Raw genomic sequence first — 23,307 nt, 5'->3', positions numbered from 1 at the left:
AAGATCGGCCCGTGGATTAACCTTTTTTCACCTTCAGACTTCGTTAAGAAATGGCTTGGATACTCCCCTCAAACCTATTGAGGGAGGCGTTCTGCCCATGCCCGATTTCGACTGGAACATCCCCCTGCCCCTGCACTTCGGCCAAACCGAAACGCCGCAGATGATGCTGACGAATGCTTTGCCCGACGACGCACAACGAACGGCATTCGAAACGTTCATTCAGCAGCGCTTTCGTAAGGCCCACGGTGCCGACATCCGCCACTTCATGCCGGAGCTGTTCGGCATGCACAACGCCGCAGGTGAACTGTGCGCGGTGGCCGGTGTACGTCGCGCCCATCTGCAGCCATTGTTTCTTGAGCGCTACCTGGATGAGCCGATCGAACCGCTGATCAGCGCGGCGGCGGATCGCCCGGTGGACCGCACCGCGATTGTCGAAGTCGGCAACCTCGCGGCCAGCGACACGGGCAGTGCGCGTCTGAGCATCATCGCTATCACCTATTTGCTGGCCATGGGCGGTCTGGAGTGGGTGACGTTCACCGGCAACATCGGGCTGGTCAACAGCTTCCATCGTCTCGGCCTGAATCCAGTGACATTGTGCGCCGCAGACCCGGAGCGACTGGGTGACGAGCGTCAAAATTGGGGCAGTTATTACGAAAGCAAACCGTGGGTACACGTCGGCAACATCCGCGCCGGGTTCATCCATTTGCGCAATATCGGACTGTTCAACCGGCTGGGATTGCCGACTTCGATTGAAGGAGCTTTCCATGTCGCTTGAACTGCAACGTTTTCAGGAAACCCTGCGCAGCCACGCCGGGCGCAATGACAACAGGATTGCCCTGTGGGGCGACACGCTGAAAATCGATTACACGACCTTGTACGCCGAGGTGCTGTATCGCCAGGAGCGTCTGCGCGATGAACACGTGCAAGTGATCGCACTGGCACTGGATAACGGCGTCGACGCGATGCTCTGGGATCTGGCCGTGCTGTTCGAAGGCCTGACCTGTGTGACGCTGCCGCCGTTTTTCAGCCCGGCACAACGTGCCCATTGTCTGGAGCAGAGCCAGGCCGAACGGGTGATCGCCGAGCCGGAGCTGGAGGCCGAATTGCGCACTGGCGGTTATGTGAAAAATGGCGAGTTCTGGTGCCGCACATTCAGCGGCCCAAGCCGTATGCCCGCTGGCACCGCCAAACTGACATTTACCTCCGGCACCACCGGCACGCCCAAAGGCGTGTGCCTGAGTGCCGACAGTTTGTTGCGGGTGGCGCGAGAGCTGCATCAGGCGAGTGAATCGACTAATCCTGAGCATCATCTGAGTCTGCTGCCGCTGGCGATTCTGCTGGAAAACCTCGGTTGTTACGCGGCGCTGTATGCCGGTGCGATGCTAAGCCTGCCGAGCCAGAAAACCCTCGGCATTCACGGCGCCAGCGGTGTCGATGTGCCGCGCCTGCTCGGCTATCTGGCCAGCCGTGCGCCGGAGAGTCTGATTCTGGTGCCGCAGCTGTTGCTGATGCTGGTCAGCGCTGCCGAACAAAAGGCGTTCGATCCGCAGACACTGCGCTTTGCCGCCGTCGGGGGCGCGCGGGTGTCTGAGGATTTGCTGCACCGCGCGCAACGGGTCGGCCTGCCGGTTTATGAAGGTTATGGCTTGTCCGAATGCTCATCGGTGGTGTGCCTCAATCGCCCCGGTGCACGACGTCCGGGCAGTGTTGGCCGGCCGTTGCCGCATGTTGAAGTAAGGCTGGCCGAGGACGGCGAAGTGCTGATCAAGGGTTCGCCGCTGCTGGGTTACCTGGGGGATGCGCCATACGCCGAAGAATGGTGGCCGAGCGGTGATCTGGGCGAGTTCGACCCGGAAGGTTTTCTCTACCTCAAGGGCCGCAAGAAGCATCAGTTCGTCACCAGTTTCGGGCGCAACGTCAACCCCGAATGGGTCGAGTCGGAACTGACCCAGCGCCGCCACATTGCCCAGGCGTTCGTCTATGGCGAGTCGATGCCGCACAACCACGCCCTGCTCTGGCCGCACCGCGCCGATTGCAGCGACGCGGATCTGGCCGCCGCCGTCGCCGAAGCCAACGAAGCCTTGCCCGATTACGCCCAGGTGCATCGCTGGACACGCCTACCCCACCCCTTCAGCGCCGCCAATGGCCTGCTCACCGCCAATGGCCGCCCGCGCCGCGAAGCCATCGTCGCGCACTACCACACGCAATTGACCGAATCCGTTATCTGCGAGGAATCCGCATTATGATTTTTTTCGACACCCTGCAAGAAGCCACACAGCAGGAGCGCCACGAGTTGTTCAACCTGCCGATCATCGTTGATGCGCTGCAAGGCAAGGTCAGCCTTGAGAGCTATCGGGAATTTCTCGCCCAGGCCTATTACCACGTGCGCCACACGGTGCCGTTAATGATGGCGTGCGGGGCTCGACTGCCGACACGTCTTGAGTGGTTACGCAAAGCCGTCTGCGAGTACATCGAGGATGAATACGGCCATGAACAGTGGGTGCTCAACGACATTGCCGCCTGTGGCGGTGACCGCGATGCGGTGCGCGATGGCCAGCCGTCGCTGTCGATCGAGTTGATGGTCAGCTTCCTCTACGACCAGATCGCCCGGGGCAATCCTGTCGGGCTATTCGGCATGGTCAATGTGCTTGAAGGCACCAGTATTGCTTTGGCCACCCACGCGGCGGGCAGCATTCGTGAGCGTCTGGCGTTGCCGGAAACGGCGTTCAGTTATTTGAGCTCCCACGGCTCGCTGGACATCGAACACATGCAGACCTACCGCCGACAGATGAACAAACTGGAGGATCCCGAAGATCAGGCGGCGGTGATCCACGCCTCGAAAGTCGTCTATCGCCTGTACACCGACATGTTCCGTGGCTTGCCGCGTGACGCGGAGGCTCAACATGCAGCTGCGTGACGCGCGTGTGGTCTTGACCGGCGCCAGTGGCGGCATCGGCATGGCCATCGCCGGCGCCTTGTGCGCCGCCGGTGCCCAGGTGTTGGCCGTGGCCCGGCATCAGGAGACGCTGCTGCCGCTGCTTGAGCGTTATCCGCAGAACCTGTGCTGGGTTGCCGCCGACCTGACCTTCCTCAGCGACCGACGCAAAGTGCTGGCCGCCGCTGAAGGCATCGGTGGCATCAACCTGCTGATCAACGCGGCCGGGGTCAACCACTTCGCCATGCTCGAACAGCTCGATGACAGCGACATCAACGCCATGCTGGCGGTGAATGTCAGTGCGCCGATCTGCCTGACAAAACTGCTGTTACCGCTGCTCAAGCAGGCGGACAGCGCCATGGTGGTCAATGTTGGCTCCACTTATGGCTCGATCGGCTATGCCGGTTATGCCAGTTACTGCGCGAGCAAGTTTGCCTTGCGCGGTTTCTCCGAAGCGCTGCGCCGGGAGCTGGCTGACACTCGGGTTAGCGTCCTTTACGTCGCGCCCCGCGCCACGCGCACGTCGATGAACAGCAGCGCGGCGCAAGCCTTGAACGATGCACTGAAAGCCAACGTCGACGACCCGCAAACCGTGGCTTCGGCGGTTCTGCACGCAATCGCCGGTGACCGCCGCGATCTGTATCTGGGCTGGCCCGAACGCTTCTTCGTGCGCCTCAACAATCTATTGCCGCATCTGGTTGATCGCGGCCTGCGCAAGCAGTTGCCATTGATCCGCCGCTTCAGCGAAAAACCCGACAACGAGACCCTCAAACCATGAAAAAACTGTCCGCATGCCTGTTATTGGCCACCCTGAGTCAAAGCGTCTGGGCGCTGGATTCCGCCGATCAACAACGCCTCACTGGCATCCAGCAGAGCTGGGCGCACATTCAATACGAAGTCGCGGAAAAACAGCGTGCCGCTGCTTTCGAGCAACTGTCCAGCGAAACCACGGCGTTCACCACGCAACGCCCGGCCGTGGCCGAAGCGTGGATCTGGAAAGGCATCGTCACCAGCAGTTGGGCCGGTGCCGAGGACGGACTGGGGGCGCTGGGCAAAGCCAAGGACGCCAAGGCTGATCTGGAAAAATCCCTGACCCTTGATCCCAAAGCCTTGCAAGGTTCGGCCTACACCAGCCTCGCCGCACTGTACGACCGGGTGCCGGGCTGGCCGATCGGTTTCGGCGACAGCGACAAGGCTGAGCAACTGCTCAAGCAGGCGCTGCAACTCAATCCCAACGGCATCGACAGCCTGTACTTCTGGGGTGATCACCTCTACCGTGAGAAACGCTACGCTGAAGCCAAAGCGGCGCTGCAAAAAGCCCTGCAAGCGGCACCGCGTCCAGGCCGGGAAAGCGCCGACGCCGGGCGCCGCAAAGAGATCGCCGCCCTGCTGGTGGACGTCAACAAGAAACTCGACTGACAGGAGTCCGCGTGCGTTTATTACTGATTGAGGATGACGTCGCGCTCGGTGAAGGCATTCATCAGGCGCTGGGGCGTGAGGGTTACACCGTCGACTGGCTCAAGGACGGCAGCAGCGCGTTGCATGCGCTGCTCAGTGAGACCTTTGACGTCGCGGTGCTTGATCTTGGCTTGCCGCGCATGGACGGCCTCGAAGTGCTGCGCCGTTTGCGCGACAGCGGTTCGAATCTGCCGGTGCTGATTCTTACCGCCCGCGATGCCACCGAAGACCGTATCGCCGGGCTCGATGCCGGCGCCGACGACTATCTGGTCAAACCGTTCGATCTGGCCGAACTCAAGGCGCGTTTGCGTGCCTTGTTGCGGCGCAGTGCCGGGCGCGCTCAGGCGCTGATCGAACACGCCGGCATCAGCCTCAACCCCGGTACCCAGCAGGTCAGTTATCAGGGCCTGCCCGTGGCGTTGACGCCCAAGGAATATCAGTTGCTGCACGAATTGCTCTCGCCGCCGGGCCGGGTGATGACCCGCGATCAACTGATCCAGTTGCTCTACGGTTGGAACGAAGAAGCCGAAAGCAACACCCTGGAAGTGCACATCCATCACCTGCGCAAGAAATTCTCCACCGACCTGATCCGCACCATTCGTGGCGTGGGCTATCTGGTGGAGGAGCGGCGATGACCTCGATCCGTCGCCGCACGCTGACGCTGATCATCGGCCTGTTGCTCGCCGGTCTGGCGGTGCTCAGCGTGTTCAACGTGCATGACAGCAACCACGAAATCGCCGAAGTCTACGACGCGCAACTGGCGCAGAACGCCCGCCTGCTGCAAGGCGTGATGCGCATGCCGATGGCCAGTACCGAACATGCGCAGTTGTATCAGGCGTTCAATCAGGCCCTCGGCGAAGCCAAGCCACGGGTCGATGGTCATCCTTACGAAAGCAAGATCGCCTTTCAGGTGTGGAACCCCAAGGGTGAGGTGCTGGTACACACCGCCAGCGCACCCTCCTTCACCGCCCCGCCGACCAAGCCGGGCTTTAGTGATGTGCTGGATTTGAAGGGTCGGCAATGGCGGGCGTTCATGCTCGAAGACAAGCAGAACGGCCTGCGCATCTGGGTCGGCGAGCGCGACGATGTGCGCGCCGATCTGGTCGACCGTATCGTCCGTCACACGCTGTGGCCAAACGTGTTGGGCAGCCTGATTCTCGCGGCGATGGTCTGGCTGGCCATCGGTTGGGGGCTCAAGCCCTTGGCGAACATGGCGGCGACCCTGCGTGCGCGCCACAGCGGCTCGCTGGAACCGCTGCAACTGACGCCGCTGCCCAGCGAACTGGAACCGATGCAGGCGGCACTCAACCGCATGCTCGCGCAGATCCAGGAAGTGCTCGGCCGCGAACGGCGCTTCATCGCCGACGCCGCCCACGAAATGCGCACGCCGTTGGCGGTGTTGCGGGTGCATGCGCAAAACCTGCTGGAGGCCGGCACCGAACAGGAACGCCGTGAATCCCTGGAATTTCTGATCTCGGGCGTCGACCGCACCAGCCGTCTGGTCAATCAGTTACTGACCATGGCGCGCCTGGAGCCCAAACCCAACCCGCCGCCGCCGCTGCAACGCATCGACCTCAGCGAAACCGTGCGCAACAGCCTGGTGCAACTGACGCCGTGGCTGCTGAGCAAACAGCTGGAGCTGGCCTTCGAGGACAGCGCCGAACCACTCCACGTCATGGCCAGTAACGCCGCCATCGACATCGCTCTGAACAACCTGATCACCAACGCCGCCAACTTTTCCCCGGAACACGGCGTGATTACTGTGACGCTGACCCAGGCCGACGGCTCCTGCCATTTGAGCGTCGAGGATCAGGGGCCGGGCATTGACGAGGAAGATCGAGAGCGACTGTTCGAACGGTTCTACAGCCGTGGCAATGCTCAGGGCGCGGGATTGGGGCTGACCATCGTCAACACCATCGCGATGCGGCTAGGTGGGCGGATTACGTTGGTCAATCGGGCTGAAGGTGGCTTGCGGGCGACGTTGTCGATCCCCGACGGCACCCGTTGAACAGCCAAACAAGCCACGACCTCACGTCGGGATCTGATCCAGATCAGCTATTGGTGACCTCATCGGCGTAGAACAGAGATTAGCGTACGCCCCGTACGTTGATCGTTCCCCCGCTGGAGGTTCACCTCATGCTCACTGTCAAAGACCACAACGACCGCGCGTCGGCCGCCTATGCCGCGCAAAGCGGTGAATACTGGATCGAATCGCTCAAGGATGGCCGGCACGTGTTGATCCGCCCACTGGCGGACAAGGATCGCGAGCGTGAATACGCCTTCATCAAGCGTTTGTCCGCCGAGTCCCGGCACATGCGTTTTCTCGCGCAGATCAGCGAGCCCGGCACCGCCCTGCTCAATCAGTTGATGGACGTCGACGGCAAGCAGCGCGCAGCCTTCATCGCTCTGGCTCACGAAAACGGTGAGTTGATCGAGATCGGCATCAGCCGTTACGCCGCCACAGGCGAATAAGACGGGGAATGCGCCGTCACGGTGGGCGATGAATGGGCGCATCTGGGCCTGGGTACCTTGCTGATGGAGCACCTGATCACGGCCGCCCGCGACAATGGTTTCAAACATTTGTACTCGGTGGATTCTGCAAGCAACACGGCCATGCGCGACCTGGCCCGATCGCTGGGTTTTGAAACCCATGGTGATCCCGACGACAGCCACCAGGTCATCCATCGCCTCTCTCTGTAATACCGCAGCGCAACCCGCCCCGGCCAACGGCACGGGGCGCGTCAGATCAAGGGGTAATCGCCACCTTCAGCACGCCATCGCGCTGATGGCCGAACAGCTCATACGCCGCCTCGATATCGTCCAGATTGAAATGGTGGGTCACCAGCGCTGACAGATCGACGCCACCGCTGTGCACCACCGCCATCAACCGGCGCATGCGCTCTTTACCGCCGGGGCACAGGGTGCTGACGATGCTGTAATCGCCCAGCCCCGCCGCAAAGGCATCGTAGGGAATGCGCAGATCCGACGCGTAAACCCCAAGGCTCGACAGCCGCCCGCCGGGGCGCAGCACCCGCAATGCGGACTCGAACGTGCCTTGAGTGCCCAAGGCTTCGATGGACACATCCACCCCGCGCCCGTCGGTCAACGCCATGATTTGCTCGACCACGTCGCCGTCCTTGAAATTGACCACGTGGGTCGCACCCAACTGCCGCGCCACCGTCATGCGCTCGGCCACTGCGTCGACACCGATGATGACGCTCGCGCCCTTGAGCCGTGCTCCGGCCACCGCGCAGAGCCCGATCGGGCCCAGCGCAAACACCGCCACGGTGTCGCCGATACTGACCTCGCCGCGCTCTGCGCCGGAGAACCCGGTGGACATGATGTCCGGACACATCAGCACCTGTTCATCGCTCAGCCCGTCGGGGATCGGGCACAGATTGGCCAATGCATCAGGCACCAACACATACTCCGCCTGACAACCATCAATGATGTTGCCGAACTTCCAGCCACCGGCGGCGCGAAAGCCGTGCCGGGTGTCGGGCCCGTCCTGTGAGCCGCAGCCGCACAGGCAGGCATAACTTTGGCCGCTGGGGGTAATGGCGCCGGCAATCACCCGCTGACCTTCGACAAAGCCGCGCACTTGCGAGCCGAGTTTCTCGATCACCCCCACCGGTTCGTGACCCACGGTCAAGCCTTTGGCCACCGGGTACTCGCCGCGCAGGATGTGGACGTCAGTGCCACAGATCGTGGTGGTGGTGATGCGCACCAGCGCGTCCAGCGGGCCTACTTCGGGAATCGGCTTGTCATCCAGCACGATGCGGTTCTTTTCGACGAAAATCGCCGCTTTCATCATGGCCATGAGCGAAGCTCCTGCGCGGGTGGTTGAAGTGAGTGCAGCACCTATTGGAGACTGCGCCGACTTAACCGACACAAGGTTGATCACGGTCAACCCTTGCGGGATCGCACCCAGCGCAGCGGCCTCGATTGAACGCAGCTCAATTACCCGTGCAAAAGCGCGGCAGCGGATGAAATCACCAGCAGCACCGCGAGGATCCGGTTCAACCAGCGCAACTGCTCAGGATTGCTGAGCCATCGCGCCGCGCCTCGGCCAAGCAGCGCCCACAGCGCCAGACACGGCAGCGACACCAGAAAAAACGCCAGACACAGTGCGTTGAGCCCTTGCCCTTGAGCGGTGAACACGCTGATCACGGCAATGGCCATCATCCAGGACTTGGGATTGACCCATTGCAGCAATGCCGCACCGATCAGACCTAGCTCGGTTTTTTCTTCACCGGCCTCAGGCTGGATGGCGGTGACTGGTGCGCTGAAAATCTGCCACGCCAGCCACAGCATCCAGCACAGCCCGAGGCCGCTGATGATCGGACGCACGCCGGGCAACATCAGCGTGCTGGCGCCGGCCCCGGCGACCCACACGAGTGACGCCGCCCCCACGCCCGCACCCAGAATGATCGGCAGGCAGGGTCGCCAGCCACGGCGGGCGCTGGTGCTGAGCACGATCAGGTTGGTCGGGCCCGGAGTGATGGAGGCGACGAAGGCAAAGAGGATGAACGCAAGCATGGCACGGCCCTTTTGAAAGTCAGGGCGTACTGTGGCGGGTGTGGTGGGCGGCGGTCTTGAACGTTTGTTCAGCGCCGGATGCTGCCGCCGGCACGCTGCTGATAGGCGCCAGGAGTGATGCCGTAGGCGCGCACAAACCAGCGGCCCAAGTGGCTTTGGTCAGCAAAACCCAAACGGCTGGCGACGTCCACCGGTTGCACGCCAGCGGCGAGCATTTGCCGGCCACGACTGAGGCGCAACTGGATCAGCCAGGCATGCGGCGCCAGACCATAGGCAGCCTTGAACGCGCGGGTCAGGCGAAAACGGTCGGTGCCGCAGGCTTGTGCGAGGGTTTGCAGGCTGATGTCTTGTTCATGGTAAGCCATCAAGTAATCGCGAGCCTGCCGGGCGATCAGCGGCGCGCGCGTTGTGGTGGTTGGCTGCGGGCGCCGATACAAATGGCTGGCAAGGCGTTCCAGCAAGGTGTCCAGCGCCACGTCGCGGACCATTTGCACGTCTTTTTGATGCAGCGCGTTGAAGGCGAACAAGGTGGCGCGGGCCAGTTCGGGATCATCGTTGAGCACGCTGCCAATGCCCGGCAAACCGCTGCCGTAACTGCCCAGGTGCAAACCGTCCAAGGCTTGCTCCAGCCATGAAGGTTGCAGGTACAGCATGCGATAGGTGAAGCCATCCGGACTCGGCGCGTCGCCGTCATGGATGTCGCCCGGTTCGAGCATGAAGACCTTGCCCGGCGTGCTGTCATGCCGTGCCCTGCGGCTGTTGAAGCGCTGCACGCCTTGCTCGGTGAAGCCGATCAGGTAGGTTTCGTGCCAGTGCGGATCGTACGCGTGCGCGTGCCCGGCGAAATGCGCGTGCAGGGTTTCGATGCCGGTTTCCCGGTCGTGAGTGAGGTCGATCCAGTTGCTCATGGCTTGAATACAGAATGGTGGGCTGGCGCTAGTAACCCACAGTTGACCGCGTGCGACTAGAAGGTTTGTGCAACGTTCGTCTGGCGAGCCCCGAGAGGTTTGTCAGATCGAACGCTGGTTGACCCGCGCCATCAGTTGCTCGGCAGTTTCCTTGCGCTCCGAATAGCGATCGACCAGAAACGCCTGTTGGTCGCGCAGCAGTACGGTGAACTTGACCAACTCTTCCATCACATCGACGACGCGATCATAGAACGGCGACGGTTTCATCCGCCCCGCCTCGTCGAACTCCATGTAGGCCTTCGGCACCGAGGATTGGTTGGGGATGGTGAACATGCGCATCCAGCGTCCCAGCACGCGCAGCTGATTGACCGCATTGAAGGACTGCGAGCCGCCGCAGACCTGCATCACCGCCAGGGTTTTGCCCTGGGTCGGGCGCACGGCGCCGAGTTCCAGCGGGATCCAGTCGATCTGCGCCTTGAACACCGCCGACATGGCGCCGTGTCTTTCTGGCGAGCACCAGACCTGGCCTTCCGACCACAGCACCAGATCGCGCAGCTCCTGCACTTTCGGGTGGTCGACCGGGGCGTCGTCGGGCAACGGCAAACCGCTCGGGTTGAAGATGCGCGTCTCGGCACTGAAATGTTCGAGCAGGCGCGCAGCCTCCTCTACCAATAAACGGCTGAAGGAACGTTCGCGGGTCGAGCCGTAAAGCAGCAGAATGCGCGGTTTGTGCTCATCCGAAGCGGATGTCTGCAAACCTTCGAACAGCGAATGATCAAGATTGGGCAGTTGTTCTGACATATATCCTCCGGCTTACAGGGAGCCGATTCGATCCAGCTCACGCTGGAGTTCGGCGCGGCTGAGTTGTGTAAAAGGCAGGCCGAGAAAAGTTGCGCAGCGCCGCTCGATGATTGCCAGCGTGGCTGCAAACGCCGCGTCTACGGCGGCTTCGTCGCCGCTCACATCGGAAGGATCTTCCAGGCCCCAATGGGCTTTGAGCGCCGGGCCGAAGTACACCGGGCAACTTTCACCCGCCGCCTTGTCGCAGACGGTAATGACGATATCTGGCGGGTTACCTTCGAAGGCGTCATTGCCCTTGCTGTACAGGCCATCGATGCAAATGCCGGCCTGTTGCAGCGTGGAAAGACTGCGTGGCAAAACCTCGCCTTTGGGGAAACTCCCTGAGCTGACGGCCTCGAAACCCGGGCGTGCCAGGTGATTGAACATGGCTTCGGAAAGGATGCTGCGGCAACTGTTGGCCGTGCACATGAACAGAACTCGCATGGAGGTTTCCTGACAGTTGAGATTCAGCAGCACGCTGCTTCGCGAACGGGGCGCCCATCCATGTTCTGCAAGCGCGAGGCGTTGTCCTTGAGCCAGTCGGCGTTGGCCTTCGACGTCACGTGCAGGATGTGATGAACCCAGTCGGGCAGATGCGGGTTGAGACGGTAATAAACCCATTGCCCCTGACGGCGATCGAGCAGCAGACCGTTGCTGCGCAGTTGCGCGAGGTGACGGCTGATCTTCGGCTGGCTATCGCCGAGGGCGCACATCAGCTCACAGACACAGAGCTCGCCTTGATCGGCGATCAACAGCGTGGCGCGGACGCGGGTTTCGTCGGCCAGGCTTTTGAAGACTTCGGGAGGCGTGATCATAGAGGTGTACCGTACATATGGACGGACGAATATACGGATATCCATATATTAATCAAGCCCGGAATTTACACTCCAATCATTCCCGGACACTAATCCTGTGGGAGCGAGCCTGCTCGCGAAAGCGGTGGATCATTAAGCATTAGCGTTGACTGACACGACGCCTTCGCGAGCAGGCTCGCTCCCACAGGGGAATTCAGGTTGGCTGGGTTATCCAAGCAACAACCCCTGCTCCGCCTCACACAACCCCACCACATAATCCCAGACCACCCGCAATCGCACCGACTTGTGCAACTCGCGCCGGGTGCTGATCCAGTAACTGCGTTCGATGCTTTCGTCGGGCAGCAAAGGCACCAGATCCGGATCGTCGGCAGCCATGTAGCAGGGCAAAACCGCGATCCCCAATCCCGAACGCGCGGCTTCCTGTTGGGCGATGACGCTGGTGCTGTGAAACACCACGCGCGGATTGCGGCAGAAACTGTTGAGGAACATCAGCTCTTGGCTGAACAACAGGTCATCGACGTATCCGATCCACGCATGCCGCCCGAGGTCTTCGCGGCTACTCAGCGACGGTGCGTTGTCGAGATACCTTTGGCTGGCATACAGCGCGAGCCGGTAGTCAGTGAGTTTGCGCGTGACCAGCATGTCCGCTGCCGGACGCTCCAGATGAATACTGATTTCCGCCTCGCGGTTGAGGATGCTGACGAAACGCGGCACCGCCACCAACTCCACCTCAAGACCCGGATAGCGCTCGAACAGGCCGATCATGCGACTGGCGAGGAATTTGATACCTAGGCCTTCGGTAACGCCGACGCGGATTTTGCCCAGTGGTGCGGTGGATTGGGTGATTTCCTCCTGGGCCAGCAGCGCGACGTTTTCCATGGCTTCGGCGTGTTTGAGCAGCGCCTCCCCCGCCGGGGTCATTTCGTAGCCTTGGGCGTGCTGGACGAACAGCGCGGTGCCGAGGCTTTTTTCGATGGCCTCGATGTGGCGGGCGACGGTGGCGTGGGTGGTATTTAGCCGGCGGGCGGCGGTGAGCAGGCGGCCGCTGCGTTGCAACTCGAGAAAGAACCGCAGGTCGTTCCAGTCGAACATGAGAAGTCCTTGTCAGCTAAGGTCAGTCGAGGCTGTTTAAAAACGCACAGCGGCTGCGCAAAAACTAACATTCTTTTGACGAAAGCTAACAACTAGAGTGTCCGACAATAAAAACAAAAAGCGAGGTCAGGGAATGCAGACTTCCCTCGATGAATACGATTACATCGTGGTCGGCGCCGGCCCCGCCGGGTGTTTGCTGGCCAATCGGCTGTCGGCGGATCCGCAACAGCGCGTGCTGTTGCTCGAAGCCGGCGGACGCGACAACTATGCCTGGATTCACATTCCCGTCGGTTATCTGTTCTGCATCGGCAATCCGCGCACCGACTGGTGCTTCAAGACCGAGGCGCAACCCGGCCTGCAAGGTCGCAGCCTGAGTTATCCGCGCGGCAAAGTCCTCGGTGGCTGCTCCTCCATCAACGGCATGATCTACATGCGCGGCCAGGCCGGCGACTATGACGGCTGGGCGGCCGAAGGCAATCCGGGCTGGGCCTGGAATGACGTGCTGCCGCTGTTCAAACAAAGCGAAAACCACTTTGCCGGCGCGGCTGAATTTCACGGTGCCAAGGGTGAGTGGCGGGTCGAGCAACAGCGCTTGTCGTGGCCGATTCTGGACGCGTTTCGCAGTGCGGCCGAACAGAGCGGCATTGCCTCCATCGAGGATTTCAATCAGGGCGACAACGAAGGTTGTGGCTACTTCCAGGTCAACCAGAAGGCCGGGGTGCGCTGGAACGCGGCGAAGGGGTTTCTCAAACCGGTGCGTCATCGCGCCAATCTGACGGTGTTGACCGGGGTTGAGGTAGATCGTGTTCTGCTGGAAGACGGACGCGCATCGAAGGTCAGCGCCCGACACGAAGGCCAGGTGAAAAGCTTCAAGGCGCGCAAGGAGATCGTCTTGTGCGCCGGTTCCGTGGGATCGCCAAGTATTCTGCAGCGCTCCGGGATTGGTCCACGACCGTTGCTTGAGCGCCTCGGCATCGGCGTGACTCGTGATCTGCCGGGCGTCGGCGGCAATCTGCAGGATCACCTGCAACTGCGCCTGATCTATAAACTGGAAAACGCCCGCACCCTCAACCAGATCGCCGGCAGCGTGTGGGGCAAGATGGGCATGGGCCTGCGTTATCTGTATGACCGCAGCGGGCCGTTGTCGATGGCACCGAGTCAGCTCGGGGCGTTTGCGCGATCCGGGCCGGAGCAGACCTCGGCGAATCTGGAATATCACGTGCAGCCACTGTCGCTGGAGCGTTTTGGCGAGCCGCTGCACAGCTTTCCCGCCTTTACCGCCTCAGTCTGCGATCTGCGTCCGCAGAGCCGTGGCCGCATCGAAATCCGCTCGGCAGATCCACAGGAAGCGCCGCTGATTCAGCCCAACTACCTGAGCCATCCCGAAGACCTGCGCGTGGCCGCCGATGCGATCCGCCTGACTCGCCGCATCGTCAGCGCGCCAGCCTTGCAAGCGTTCAAACCGGTGGAATATCTGCCCGGCGACAGCCTGCAAAGCGAAGCGCAACTGCACGAAGCAGCGGCCAGAATCGGCACGACGATTTTCCATCCGGTCGGCACTTGTCGCATGGGCAATGACGGCGATGCGGTGGTCGATGCGCAGTTACGCGTTCACGGCGTTCCCGGCCTGCGCATCGCCGATGCGTCGATCATGCCGCGCATTACCTCGGGTAATACCTGTTCGCCTACGCTGATGATTGCCGAGAAGGCTGCACAACTGATCCTGGCTGGACCTGTACACAGTCCAAATGTGGGAGCGAGCCTGCTCGCGAATGCGGTAGCACATTCAACATAAACGTTGACTGACACGACGCCTTCGCGAGCAGGCTCGCTCCCACAGGAATCAACAGCAGATTCAAGGCATCGCGCATCACCCGGACACGCAGCACCAGTGGAACAACAAAAACAATCACTGTGAGGGATACCGATATGTCAGAACACGTTCAGCCGCTGGACGTCGCGAGCGACGCCAGCACTCGCAACGACACGCAGAAAGTCATTTTCGCCTCGTCCTTGGGGACGGTGTTCGAATGGTATGACTTCTTCCTCTACGGCGCCCTCGCGGCAGTCATCAGCAAGCAGTTCTTCGCCGGGGTCAACGACACCACGGCGTTCATCTTTGCGCTGATGGCCTTCGCTGCCGGGTTTGTCGTGCGGCCTTTCGGGGCGCTGGTGTTCGGTCGGCTGGGGGACATGATCGGGCGCAAATACACCTTTCTGGCGACCATCATCCTGATGGGCGTGGCGACGTTCTGCGTCGGCCTGCTGCCGACCTACGCCAGCATCGGCATCGCCGCGCCGATCATTCTGGTGGTGCTGCGCATGCTTCAGGGCCTGGCGCTCGGTGGCGAGTACGGCGGCGCTGCAACCTACGTGGCGGAACACGCGCCGATTGGCAAACGCGGTTTCCACACCAGCTGGATTCAGTCCACCGCAACCCTCGGCCTGCTGCTGTCGTTGCTGGTGGTGCTCGGTTGCCGCTACTTCACTGGCGATCAATTCGAAGTGTGGGGCTGGCGCATTCCGTTCCTGCTGTCGATTGTGCTGTTGGGCATTTCCACCTGGATTCGCCTGAGCCTGCACGAGTCGCCGGCGTATCTGAAGATGAAAGAGGAAGGCAAAACCTCCAAGGCGCCGATCCGCGAATCTTTTGGTAAATGGGAAAACCTCAAGGTGGTGCTGATCGCCCTGTTCAGCATCAACGCCGGGCAAGCAGTGACCTTCTACGCGGCGCAGTTTTACGTGCTGTTCTTCCTCACCCAGTTCCTGAAAATGGACCCGGCGGTGGCCAATACCTTGCTGATCATCAGCGTGGTCATCGGTGCGCCGTTCTTCATCATCTTCGGCTGGCTGTCGGACAAGGTCGGACGCAAACCGGTGCTGATGATCGGCCTGCTATTGGCGACCGCGCTGTACTTCCCGATCTTCAAATCCCTCGCCCATTACGCCAACCCGGCCATCGATCAGGCCAGCCGTCAGGCGCCGATCACTGTGCTGGCGGATCCAGCAACCTGCACCTTCCAGTTCGATCCGGTGGGCAAAGCCAAATTCGACAGCCCGTGCGACAAGGTCAAAACCTTTCTGGTCAAACAGGGCCTGCCCTACTCCAGTGTCGCCGCACCGACCGGCAGCGCCGTGCAAGTCAGCGTTGGTGACGTGCAGCTCGACGGCTTCGACGAAGCGGCGTTGCGCGGCGCGATCACCCTCGCCGGCTACCCGCAACAGGCCGACCTGCAGCAGATCAACAAGCCGATGATCGTTGCCCTGATCGTCGCGCTGATCATCATTTCCGCCATGTGCTACGGGCCACTGGCGGCGTTGATGGTCGAACTGTTCCCGACGCGGATTCGCTACACCTCAATGTCCCTGCCGTACCACATCGGCAATGGCTGGTTTGGCGGGTTCCTGCCGACCGTGTCGTTTGCGCTGGTGGTGTACACCGGGGATATTTTCTACGGGCTGTGGTATCCGGTGCTGATTACCGGGGTCAGCCTGGTGGTGGGGATGATCTTTTTGCGCGAGACGAAGAATATCGACCTGGACAAGAACTGATTCCCGGTCAAGTCAGCTTCTCTGTGGCGAGGGATCTTGCTCCCTCGCCACAGGTGATTCACACAAACACAGACTTGTGTCTCAGACATCTGCCTTGATCACCTCGAACTTCACCTGATCCGGATAAAACGCCACGTAGTTCTGGATGTCTTTGACCGAGACTTTCGGATGCTCGTACGTCCACACCGCATTCGCCCCCTCATGCCCTGGCACTTGCAGGCTGAAGTAATTGGCGTCGCCTTTGTATGGGCAATAGCTGGTGTGGTCGGTGCGGGCGAAATATTTTTCGTCGATGTCTTCGCGGGGGACGTAGTACACCGGCGGGTAGTTGGCTTCGTTGAGGATCAGTACGTGGGAGGATGCGGCGACCTGGATACCGTGGAATTTCACTATCAGGCAGCCGGGAAGTTGTTCGAGGGCAATGACAGGACTGGGGCCGGTGCTTTTCATGGGTTTCTCCTGAATACGGCGAAGAGACCGGTTCAGGTATAGCCCATCGGTTCTGTTTGGGGGGGTTTTACAGCTGAACGGCCCATCAACTTCAACGGCCCCTCATCGGAACGCCGCCCAGCCCTCTCCGCGAAGGAGAGGGCCGTTTTTCAGGCATCACGCAACGATATCAGTTGCCACCGCTTGCCCCACCACACCCACGGCAAAGTCCACTGAACCCTGCCCCGTCAAGTCAACCATCAGGCTGGTCTGATTGGTCTGCGCGTAGTAAGTCAGAATCGCATCGCCGGCATGCCCGGTGAAGCCGCTGACAAAATTCAGCGACGCTGCGCCCGTGGCGAAGCCGGCGATCCCTGACAGGTCGATCTTGTCCAGGCCGCTGGTGAAATCCATGATCCAGTCCGGCGCGGTCATGGTCGAATCACTGGCCGCACCGAACACGAAGGTGTCCGCGCCTTCACCGCCCCGCAGCACATCAGCGCCGCCGCCTCCGTAGAGGATGTCGTTGCCAGCACCGCCAAACAGGTGATTGACCGCTGCGTTGCCGATCAGCAGATCATTGCCCGATCCACCCAAAGCGTTTTCCACTGTCACGCCGTAAGCTATCGACACGTTACCGACCAGACCACCGACGTCGGAGAACGAGCCTTCATTGAGGTTGATCTTCTGGTTCTGGGTGAAACCGGAGAAGTTCAGCGTGTCATCGCCGCCACCGTCCCACACCGAGAACACCAGTTTCGACGACGCCGATGTGGCGCTGTAGAAATCACGCCCGGCGTTGGAGCTGAAGCCGTAAGTGGTGTTATCGGCGCGGGTTTCGGAGTTGGCACCGTAGAGTTTCTGCACCGCCACGATATCGTCCAGCAACGGCGCCGACGCGTAGGCACCACTGCCGTCCTTGCTGAAATTCTGCTCGGTGTTGTACTCGCTCCAGTAGCTCATCAGGCTGTAGCCGCGGGTGTCTTCGGCGTACTTGGCGTCAGCGTACGTCGGGTTGCCATTGCCCGCGTTGTAGGCGCCCGGGTGCGACAGGCCAAGGGTATGGCCGATTTCGTGGGTCAGGGTCTGGCGCCCGTAGTTGTTGATGTCCGGGGTCTTGTTGACCTGGTACTGATCGTTGATCAAGTACCACGACTGGCCGTCATAGCTGCCGCCACTCGGCAGATAAGCAAACGCGGCGCCGCCGGTGCTGACGTCGTAGTTGCCGAACGTCATGTGACCGTCACCGCCCTTGCCTTCGGTGAAGGTAACGTTGGCGACGTCAGCCCAGGATTGCATGGCCAGCACGGCTTGAGCTTTCTGCTGGGCGCTGAATTCGCTGAAGTTGCCCAGTTTCGGGTTGTAGTTCGCCGGTTTTTCGGTCAGGAAGGTGTAGCTAAGGTCGATTTTGCCGTCAGCGTTTTTATCGCCCCACGACAGGTTTTTGCGCAGAATTTCGTCGGCTGCCTGGTCGGCGGTAAAAGAAGGTTTGCCGTTGACCAGCCCGATGCCACGGTCATACAGGTGGCTGAAGGTATTGACTTCGTCATAGGTGCTGCTGGTTCTGGAGTTGGCTTGAGCCATGGTGGACTTCCTTGTTTCTGAATGGTCAGTGTCGACAGACCACGGCGATCTTCTGGCGAGATCGTCCTGTCTCCCGCGTGTTTGAATCGTCGAAAAACCTGACACAGGTGAAAACAGGTCGCTAATCAATTTCTCGATAGGTGCGGCCACGTCCCCGGAATACCCGTCATGAGCGGCAACGCTTTATCTGTATATCCATACAGATAAAAGTTGCCCCTGACGCCAAGTCCGGCCATTCTGTGCACCTGTTCCGACCTTGATCGATGATGGTGGTTATGCGGCTGTACCTCTGTGAAAAACCTTCCCAGGCCAAAGACATTGCGGCTGTGCTCGGCGCCAGACGCCGGGGCGACGGCTGCTGGCTGGGAACGGACGTCACGGTGACCTGGTGCATCGGCCACTTGCTGGAAACCGCGCCGCCGGATGCCTACGACGCACGCTACAAGCGCTGGGTACTGGCGGATCTGCCGATCATTCCGGACAAATGGAAAATGACCGTCAAACCGCGCACCGCCAGCCAGTACAAAGCCGTCAAACGCCTGCTCGGCGAGGCCAGCGAACTGATCATCGCCACCGACGCCGACCGTGAGGGCGAGATGATCGCCCGGGAACTGGTCGAGCACTGCCGCTATCGCGGGCCGATTCGCCGCTTGTGGCTGTCCGCCCTGGACGAGGCCTCGATTCGCAAGGCCTTGGCCGCGCTGAAACCGGGTGCCGAGACGTTCAGCCTGTATCACTCGGCATTGGGTCGATCCCGGGCGGACTGGCTGATCGGCATGAACATGAGTCGCCTGTTCACCCTGCTCGGTCGTCAGTCGGGTTATCAGGGTGTGTTGCCGGTCGGTCGGGTGCAGACGCCGACATTACGGCTGGTGGTGGATCGTGATCGCAGCATCGCCGACTTCGTGCCAGTGCCGTTTTGGGCGATCGATGTGGAGTTGTTGCACAACGGCACGCCGTTTACCGCGCAGTGGCGAGCGCCGCCGGATGTCTGCGACGATCAGGATCGCTGTTTGAATCAGGCCTTGGCGCAACAGGCTGCTGCCGCTATCAGCAACGCCGCCAGCGCCCGCGTGGTAAAACTGCGCACCGAGCGCATGCGCGAAGTGGCGCCCCTGCCCTTCGACCTCGGCACCTTGCAGGAAGTCTGCTCGAAGAAACTCGGCCTCGGCGCGCAGGAAACCCTCGACATCGCCCAGGCGCTCTACGAAACCTACAAGGTCATCACCTACCCGCGCAGCGATTGCGGTTTCCTGCCGCTGAGTCAGCACAGTGAGGCGCCGGCCATTCTCGCGGCGTTGCGCCAAGCCGACCCGAACCTCGACGCGCTGCAGGGCTTTCTCGAACCGCAGCGCAAATCCCGGGCGTGGAACGACGCCAAGGTCAGCGCGCACCACGGCATCATCCCCACCGCAGCGGCAAAGAACCTTGAACGCCTGAGCGGCAAGCACCGTGCGGTTTACACGTTGATTCGCGCGCGGTATCTGGCGCAGTTCCTGCCCAATCACGAATACGATCGCACTCAGGCCGATTTCGATTGCGCCGCTGAAGCGTTGCGCGCGGTCGGCAAGCAGATCATCGAACCGGGCTGGAAGCGTGCCTTGCCCGAGGCACTGGCACCGGCCAAAGGCCGTGAAGCCCCCGCGCCGCAAACCTTGCCGGCACTTGGTCAAGGCGTCAAGTGCGCCGTCGCCGCTGTGAAGCTCAAGGATCTGTGGACGCAACCACCCAAGCCCTACACCGAAGGCGATCTGATCAAGGCGATGAAAAACGTCGCCAAGCTGGTGGAAGATCCGCTGCTCAAACAGAAGCTCAAGGACACCACCGGCATCGGCACCGAAGCCACCCGCGCATCGATCATCCAAGGCTTGCTGGATCGTGGTTATCTGGTGAAAAACGGCAAGGCCCTGGCCGCCACACCCGCCGCGTTCAGCCTGATCGACGCCGTACCGCGAGCGATTGCCGACCCCGGCACCACGGCAATCTGGGAGCAGGCGCTGGACATGGTGCAAAGCGGCGAGATGAGCCTGGAAGAATTCGTCACCAAACAAGCGGCGTGGATGAGCAAACAGGTGACCCGCTGCTCGGGCTTGAGCCTGACCATCAGCGGCCCGCCACCTGCCGGCAAGGCTGGCGCGCCGTGGAAGAAGAAACGCAAATCAACGCGGAGCAAAACCGCCGGCACCACCAAACGTGCCGCGAAACCCGCAGCCAAAAAGTAATACACGCTACTGTTTCTGAAAGGTCGTTACTTCAGGAAGCCAAAGCATGCCTAACGTCGAACTGCACCCCGCCCAGCGCGACGAACTGCAAACCATCGAAAATCTAATGCAGTTCTACATGTACGACTTCAGCGAATGGCTGCCGCTGAAGTTTGCCGACCATGGCTTCTTCAGCATCCAGTGGAAGGACGACTACTGGCGCCACCCAACCACCAGACCGTTCCTGATCCACGTCGACAACCAACTTGCCGGCTTCGTGACCGTAGACAACGACACCCACATCGCTGGCGCCGAACACAACATCGGCTATTTCTTTCTGGCTCGACGTTTTCGTGGCCAAGGCGTCGCGCAGTTTGTCGTCTCTGCCCTCTTGAGCCGAATCCCCGGTCAGTGGCAGATTTTCCATATCGATGCCAACCGGCCTGCGCAGCGCTTCTGGGCGCGGCTGATCCCGCATTTGAGCGGTGGCGAATTCACCTCAGAGCAGCGGGAAGTGGACGGTTATCGGTCTACGTTCTATGTCCTGCGCAGCCCCTTTTCCGTCATCTGAACGGATCCTTTCTCATTCCAGAACAGCTTTGTCCGACAATATGTAGTGACCAAAAATAATCACTACAAAACCGTTGACGGCGTCGTTTGGCTTTTGCATGATGAAGACGTTCCCCGATCGGGAACATCGGTAACACGCTTGAGCAAACTCGTCTGACCGCCGAGTTGTTTTTTCCGGATACACGCTGCCCACAAGGCAGATTGAAGAAGCTGACCTGGCCTGAACGTCCAGTACAAGGATGAGAAGCGCTGGCGAAAATTCTCAAGACGCTTGTGGTCGACACTGAAAACGTCGTCAAGGAGCCTCCCGGTTTTCGCTGCTTCTCCTCGTTGTGACGCTATTGCGTAGCAGTTATTCAACACGACTACATGCAACAGATGCATGACCCCGTACTTCACACGGGCGAGCGCTGACGTCCTGGTTTCGGTGCCAGGGATCAACTAACCGATGGGCTACCTGTATTAGCGAATCAACTTTGAAAGATCACCAGACTGGTCAAGGGGCAATATCATGAATCTGAACAATCAACCGACTATCGAAGAACTGGCTCGTATGTTCGCTGCGCAAAAAGACAGCCACGACAGCCATATCCTGTGGATCAGCAAGTCGGGCCAGGTGCATATCGACTGCCTGGCACCCCACGCAGGTGAAGAAGAATTCGACCGCAACAACCAGAACCTGCTGGCCCGCCTGAAGATGTACCGCCGCGGCCACGGTTATGTCGGCAAGAAAGCCGCGGCCGATAAAGACTTCATCGCTAATGTGCTGCAGACGCTGAAACAGGTGTGGGACTCGATGCAGAACAAAAATGAAGTTCGGGTGATTGATCGGTTCTGCTGATTTATAACTTCAATAATTGAAAGGGCCTGCTCCCCAATGGAAGCAGGCCCTTTTTTACTATCACCTACACGGGGGAAGGTGTTTCGAGGACGAGGTCGATGAACGCCAGCGCCGCCGCACTGTGATAATTGTTCTTGCGTCGCAACAACGCCGCACCCCGCTGCGGTGCTTCACTCTCGACCCGCAACCTGCGCAACGCCCGGTCTTCAGTCGCAATCGCCTCCGGCAACATCGTCGCCATCGGCGCACACCGCACCACCTCCAGCAACGTACTCACCGAGTTCACCTCAATCCGCACATTGGGCGTAATCGCCTGCTGACGGAAATACTCGTCCACCGATAACCGTGTGATGAAGTCCGGCGCCAACAACGCGAAATCCATCTGTGCCAGCGCCTCCAGTTTCAGTACAGCGGTGCTGTCGTACAGCGGATGCTCGCGCCCCACCATGAGTCCCAATGTCTCGACAAACGCCGGAATGCACTCGATGTCCGGGCTGCGCACCGGGGTGAAGGCAATGGCGACGTCCAGCGAGTCTTCCGCCAGCCCAGCTTCAATGTCATCCATCGACAACTCGAAAATCTGCAGATGAATCCCCGGAAACCGCGCCGTGTAGTCGCGCACTAACGGCCCGACAAGATAGGCCATGAAGGTCGGCGTCATGGCCAGACGCAAGGTGCCACGGGACAGATCCTTGACGTCATGCAAGGCACGCTTGCCCGCCTCCAGTTCCACCAGCACCCGCCGCGCACATTCGATATAGGCCTCACCGGCATCCGTCGGTTTAACCGTACGAGAGGTGCGATCAAACAGAATCACACCGAGGGTTTCTTCCAGTTGGCGAATCTGTTGCGACAGGGTCGGCTGCGATACATGCAGCGCCTCGGCCGCACGAGTGAAGCCGCCGTGATCGGCCACGGCCAGCAAGTAACGCAAATGTCGTAGCAACATACAAAAACCATCTATAGGCAGGACTTATGTGAAGCATTATATATGGGTCTTGGACGCTATGGGTCAAACGGCAGAAGATGAACCCCACACAGCAAGCCAACCCCTGAAAGGAGTGACACCATGCAACAGTCCCACGCCTACAGCGACACCAGCCTGGCCCTGACCACCCGCATTCTCGACGCCAAGGCAGGCAAAAACCTGTCGTGGCAGGATCTGGCCGACGGCACCGGCCTCAGCCTGGCCTTCGTCACCGCCGCCCTGCTCGGCCAGCACCCACTGCCGGAAAACGCCGCCCAAGTGGTCGGCGACAAGCTTGAACTGGACGCTGCCGACGTCGCCGCCCTGCAAATCATCCCGCTGCGCGGCAGCCTCAGCGGCGTGCCGACCGACCCGACCATCTACCGCTTCCACGAGATGATCCAGATCTACGGCACCACCCTTAAGGCGCTGGTTCACGAGCAGTTCGGCGACGGCATCATCAGCGCGATCAACTTCAAGCTGGACATCAAAAAAGTCGAAGACCCGGAAGGCGGCTCTCGCGCCGTGGTCACCCTCGACGGCAAATTCCTGCCCCTGCGTCCGTTCTGATCTGCC

23 protein-coding genes and 1 pseudogene are annotated in these 23,307 nt (G+C 60.6%); 14 read left to right on the top strand and 10 right to left on the bottom strand.

The window, feature by feature from the left end; genetic code table 11:
• The first annotated feature begins 97 nt into the window (after positions 1 to 97).
• The 8 genes and pseudogenes from CKW18_RS04200 (at position 98) to CKW18_RS04165 (ending at position 7,093) form a co-directional block, all read left to right on the top strand.
• Positions 98 to 775: a thermostable hemolysin gene (locus CKW18_RS04200; protein WP_095187612.1), complete on the top strand. Its 678-nt coding sequence runs from the start codon at positions 98 to 100 to the stop codon at positions 773 to 775.
• Positions 765 to 2,246 (top strand): AMP-binding protein, encoded by a 1,482-nt coding sequence (locus CKW18_RS04195; RefSeq protein ID WP_095187611.1) that lies wholly within the window; start codon positions 765 to 767, stop codon positions 2,244 to 2,246. Before CKW18_RS04200 ends, CKW18_RS04195 begins: the two co-directional genes overlap by 11 nt.
• Positions 2,243 to 2,917: a TenA family transcriptional regulator gene (locus CKW18_RS04190; RefSeq protein WP_095187610.1), complete on the top strand. Its 675-nt coding sequence runs from the start codon at positions 2,243 to 2,245 to the stop codon at positions 2,915 to 2,917. Before CKW18_RS04195 ends, CKW18_RS04190 begins: the two co-directional genes overlap by 4 nt.
• Positions 2,904 to 3,713 carry an SDR family oxidoreductase gene (locus CKW18_RS04185; RefSeq protein ID WP_095187609.1) on the top strand — a complete coding sequence of 270 codons (810 nt, stop codon included), beginning with the start codon at positions 2,904 to 2,906 and terminating at the stop codon, positions 3,711 to 3,713. Before CKW18_RS04190 ends, CKW18_RS04185 begins: the two co-directional genes overlap by 14 nt.
• On the top strand, positions 3,710 to 4,354 hold the full coding sequence (locus CKW18_RS04180) for a tetratricopeptide repeat protein (RefSeq protein WP_095187608.1): 645 nt from the start codon (positions 3,710 to 3,712) through the stop codon (positions 4,352 to 4,354). Before CKW18_RS04185 ends, CKW18_RS04180 begins: the two co-directional genes overlap by 4 nt.
• An 11-nt stretch (positions 4,355 to 4,365) precedes the next feature.
• A complete protein-coding gene (locus tag CKW18_RS04175; RefSeq protein WP_095187607.1) occupies positions 4,366 to 5,028 on the top strand; it encodes a response regulator in 663 nt (220 codons plus the stop codon).
• The gene (locus tag CKW18_RS04170) at positions 5,025 to 6,401 is read left to right on the top strand and encodes an ATP-binding protein (RefSeq protein WP_095187606.1); all 1,377 of its coding nucleotides are present in this window, start codon (positions 5,025 to 5,027) and stop codon (positions 6,399 to 6,401) included. Before CKW18_RS04175 ends, CKW18_RS04170 begins: the two co-directional genes overlap by 4 nt.
• A gap of 128 nt (positions 6,402 to 6,529) precedes the next feature.
• Positions 6,530 to 7,093, top strand: a pseudogene (locus CKW18_RS04165) (N-acetyltransferase family protein).
• Positions 7,094 to 7,139: 46 nt separating this feature from the next.
• Here the strand turns inward: CKW18_RS04165 and CKW18_RS04160 are convergent.
• From CKW18_RS04160 to CKW18_RS04130, 7 genes are all read right to left on the bottom strand, one after another.
• Entirely contained in the window at positions 7,140 to 8,213 is a 1,074-nt protein-coding gene (locus CKW18_RS04160; protein WP_095187605.1) for an NAD(P)-dependent alcohol dehydrogenase, read from the bottom strand.
• Between the two features lie 140 nt (positions 8,214 to 8,353).
• Positions 8,354 to 8,932: a LysE family translocator gene (locus CKW18_RS04155; protein WP_095187604.1), complete on the bottom strand. Its 579-nt coding sequence runs from the start codon at positions 8,930 to 8,932 to the stop codon at positions 8,354 to 8,356.
• 68 nt (positions 8,933 to 9,000) lie between these two features.
• Complete coding sequence (locus tag CKW18_RS04150; RefSeq protein WP_095187603.1) at positions 9,001 to 9,840, bottom strand: AraC family transcriptional regulator; 840 nt, start codon at positions 9,838 to 9,840, stop codon at positions 9,001 to 9,003.
• 102 nt (positions 9,841 to 9,942) lie between these two features.
• On the bottom strand, positions 9,943 to 10,641 hold the full coding sequence (gene arsH / locus CKW18_RS04145; RefSeq protein ID WP_095187602.1) for an arsenical resistance protein ArsH: 699 nt from the start codon (positions 10,639 to 10,641) through the stop codon (positions 9,943 to 9,945).
• Positions 10,642 to 10,653: 12 nt separating this feature from the next.
• Entirely contained in the window at positions 10,654 to 11,124 is a 471-nt protein-coding gene (locus tag CKW18_RS04140; protein WP_095187601.1) for an arsenate reductase ArsC, read from the bottom strand.
• 23 nt (positions 11,125 to 11,147) lie between these two features.
• Positions 11,148 to 11,495, bottom strand: coding sequence for a metalloregulator ArsR/SmtB family transcription factor (locus tag CKW18_RS04135; protein ID WP_095187600.1), 348 nt, complete (start codon positions 11,493 to 11,495; stop codon positions 11,148 to 11,150).
• Between the two features lie 207 nt (positions 11,496 to 11,702).
• Positions 11,703 to 12,587, bottom strand: a complete 885-nt coding sequence (locus CKW18_RS04130; protein WP_095187599.1) for a LysR family transcriptional regulator — start codon at positions 12,585 to 12,587, stop codon at positions 11,703 to 11,705.
• Positions 12,588 to 12,720: 133 nt separating this feature from the next.
• Between CKW18_RS04130 and CKW18_RS04125 the strand changes: the two genes are divergently transcribed.
• Positions 12,721 to 14,382 carry a GMC family oxidoreductase gene (locus tag CKW18_RS04125; protein ID WP_095187598.1) on the top strand — a complete coding sequence of 554 codons (1,662 nt, stop codon included), beginning with the start codon at positions 12,721 to 12,723 and terminating at the stop codon, positions 14,380 to 14,382.
• Between the two features lie 134 nt (positions 14,383 to 14,516).
• Positions 14,517 to 16,139: an MFS transporter gene (locus CKW18_RS04120; protein ID WP_095187597.1), complete on the top strand. Its 1,623-nt coding sequence runs from the start codon at positions 14,517 to 14,519 to the stop codon at positions 16,137 to 16,139.
• Positions 16,140 to 16,220: 81 nt separating this feature from the next.
• On the opposite strand, the gene CKW18_RS04115 is transcribed toward CKW18_RS04120, so the two are convergent.
• Both CKW18_RS04115 and CKW18_RS04110 read right to left on the bottom strand, forming a co-directional pair.
• Positions 16,221 to 16,589: a DUF427 domain-containing protein gene (locus tag CKW18_RS04115; RefSeq protein ID WP_095187596.1), complete on the bottom strand. Its 369-nt coding sequence runs from the start codon at positions 16,587 to 16,589 to the stop codon at positions 16,221 to 16,223.
• A gap of 156 nt (positions 16,590 to 16,745) precedes the next feature.
• Entirely contained in the window at positions 16,746 to 18,152 is a 1,407-nt protein-coding gene (locus CKW18_RS04110; protein ID WP_095187595.1) for a serralysin family metalloprotease, read from the bottom strand.
• A 275-nt stretch (positions 18,153 to 18,427) separates the two neighbouring features.
• On the opposite strand from CKW18_RS04110, the gene CKW18_RS04105 reads away from it, so the two are divergent.
• The 3 genes from CKW18_RS04105 (at position 18,428) to CKW18_RS04095 (ending at position 21,764) form a co-directional block, all read left to right on the top strand.
• A complete protein-coding gene (locus CKW18_RS04105) occupies positions 18,428 to 20,374 on the top strand; it encodes a DNA topoisomerase III (RefSeq protein WP_095187594.1) in 1,947 nt (648 codons plus the stop codon).
• 46 nt (positions 20,375 to 20,420) lie between these two features.
• On the top strand, positions 20,421 to 20,924 hold the full coding sequence (locus CKW18_RS04100) for a GNAT family N-acetyltransferase (protein ID WP_095187593.1): 504 nt from the start codon (positions 20,421 to 20,423) through the stop codon (positions 20,922 to 20,924).
• 510 nt (positions 20,925 to 21,434) lie between these two features.
• A complete protein-coding gene (locus tag CKW18_RS04095; RefSeq protein ID WP_095187592.1) occupies positions 21,435 to 21,764 on the top strand; it encodes a hypothetical protein in 330 nt (109 codons plus the stop codon).
• Between the two features lie 64 nt (positions 21,765 to 21,828).
• On the opposite strand, the gene cynR is transcribed toward CKW18_RS04095, so the two are convergent.
• Positions 21,829 to 22,713 (bottom strand): transcriptional regulator CynR, encoded by an 885-nt coding sequence (gene cynR / locus CKW18_RS04090; RefSeq protein WP_095187591.1) that lies wholly within the window; start codon positions 22,711 to 22,713, stop codon positions 21,829 to 21,831.
• A gap of 120 nt (positions 22,714 to 22,833) precedes the next feature.
• Here cynR and cynS point away from each other — a divergent pair, with 120 nt between their 5' ends.
• Positions 22,834 to 23,301: a cyanase gene (cynS, locus tag CKW18_RS04085; protein ID WP_095187590.1), complete on the top strand. Its 468-nt coding sequence runs from the start codon at positions 22,834 to 22,836 to the stop codon at positions 23,299 to 23,301.
• The last annotated feature ends 6 nt before the right edge of the window (positions 23,302 to 23,307 follow it).

Source organism: Pseudomonas sp. Irchel 3E19, assembly GCF_900187585.1.
Taxonomy (GTDB): Bacteria; Pseudomonadota; Gammaproteobacteria; order Pseudomonadales; family Pseudomonadaceae; genus Aquipseudomonas; species Aquipseudomonas baetica.
Note: the sequence above shows the minus strand (reverse complement) of the source record. Positions and strands in the feature narration are given on the sequence as shown.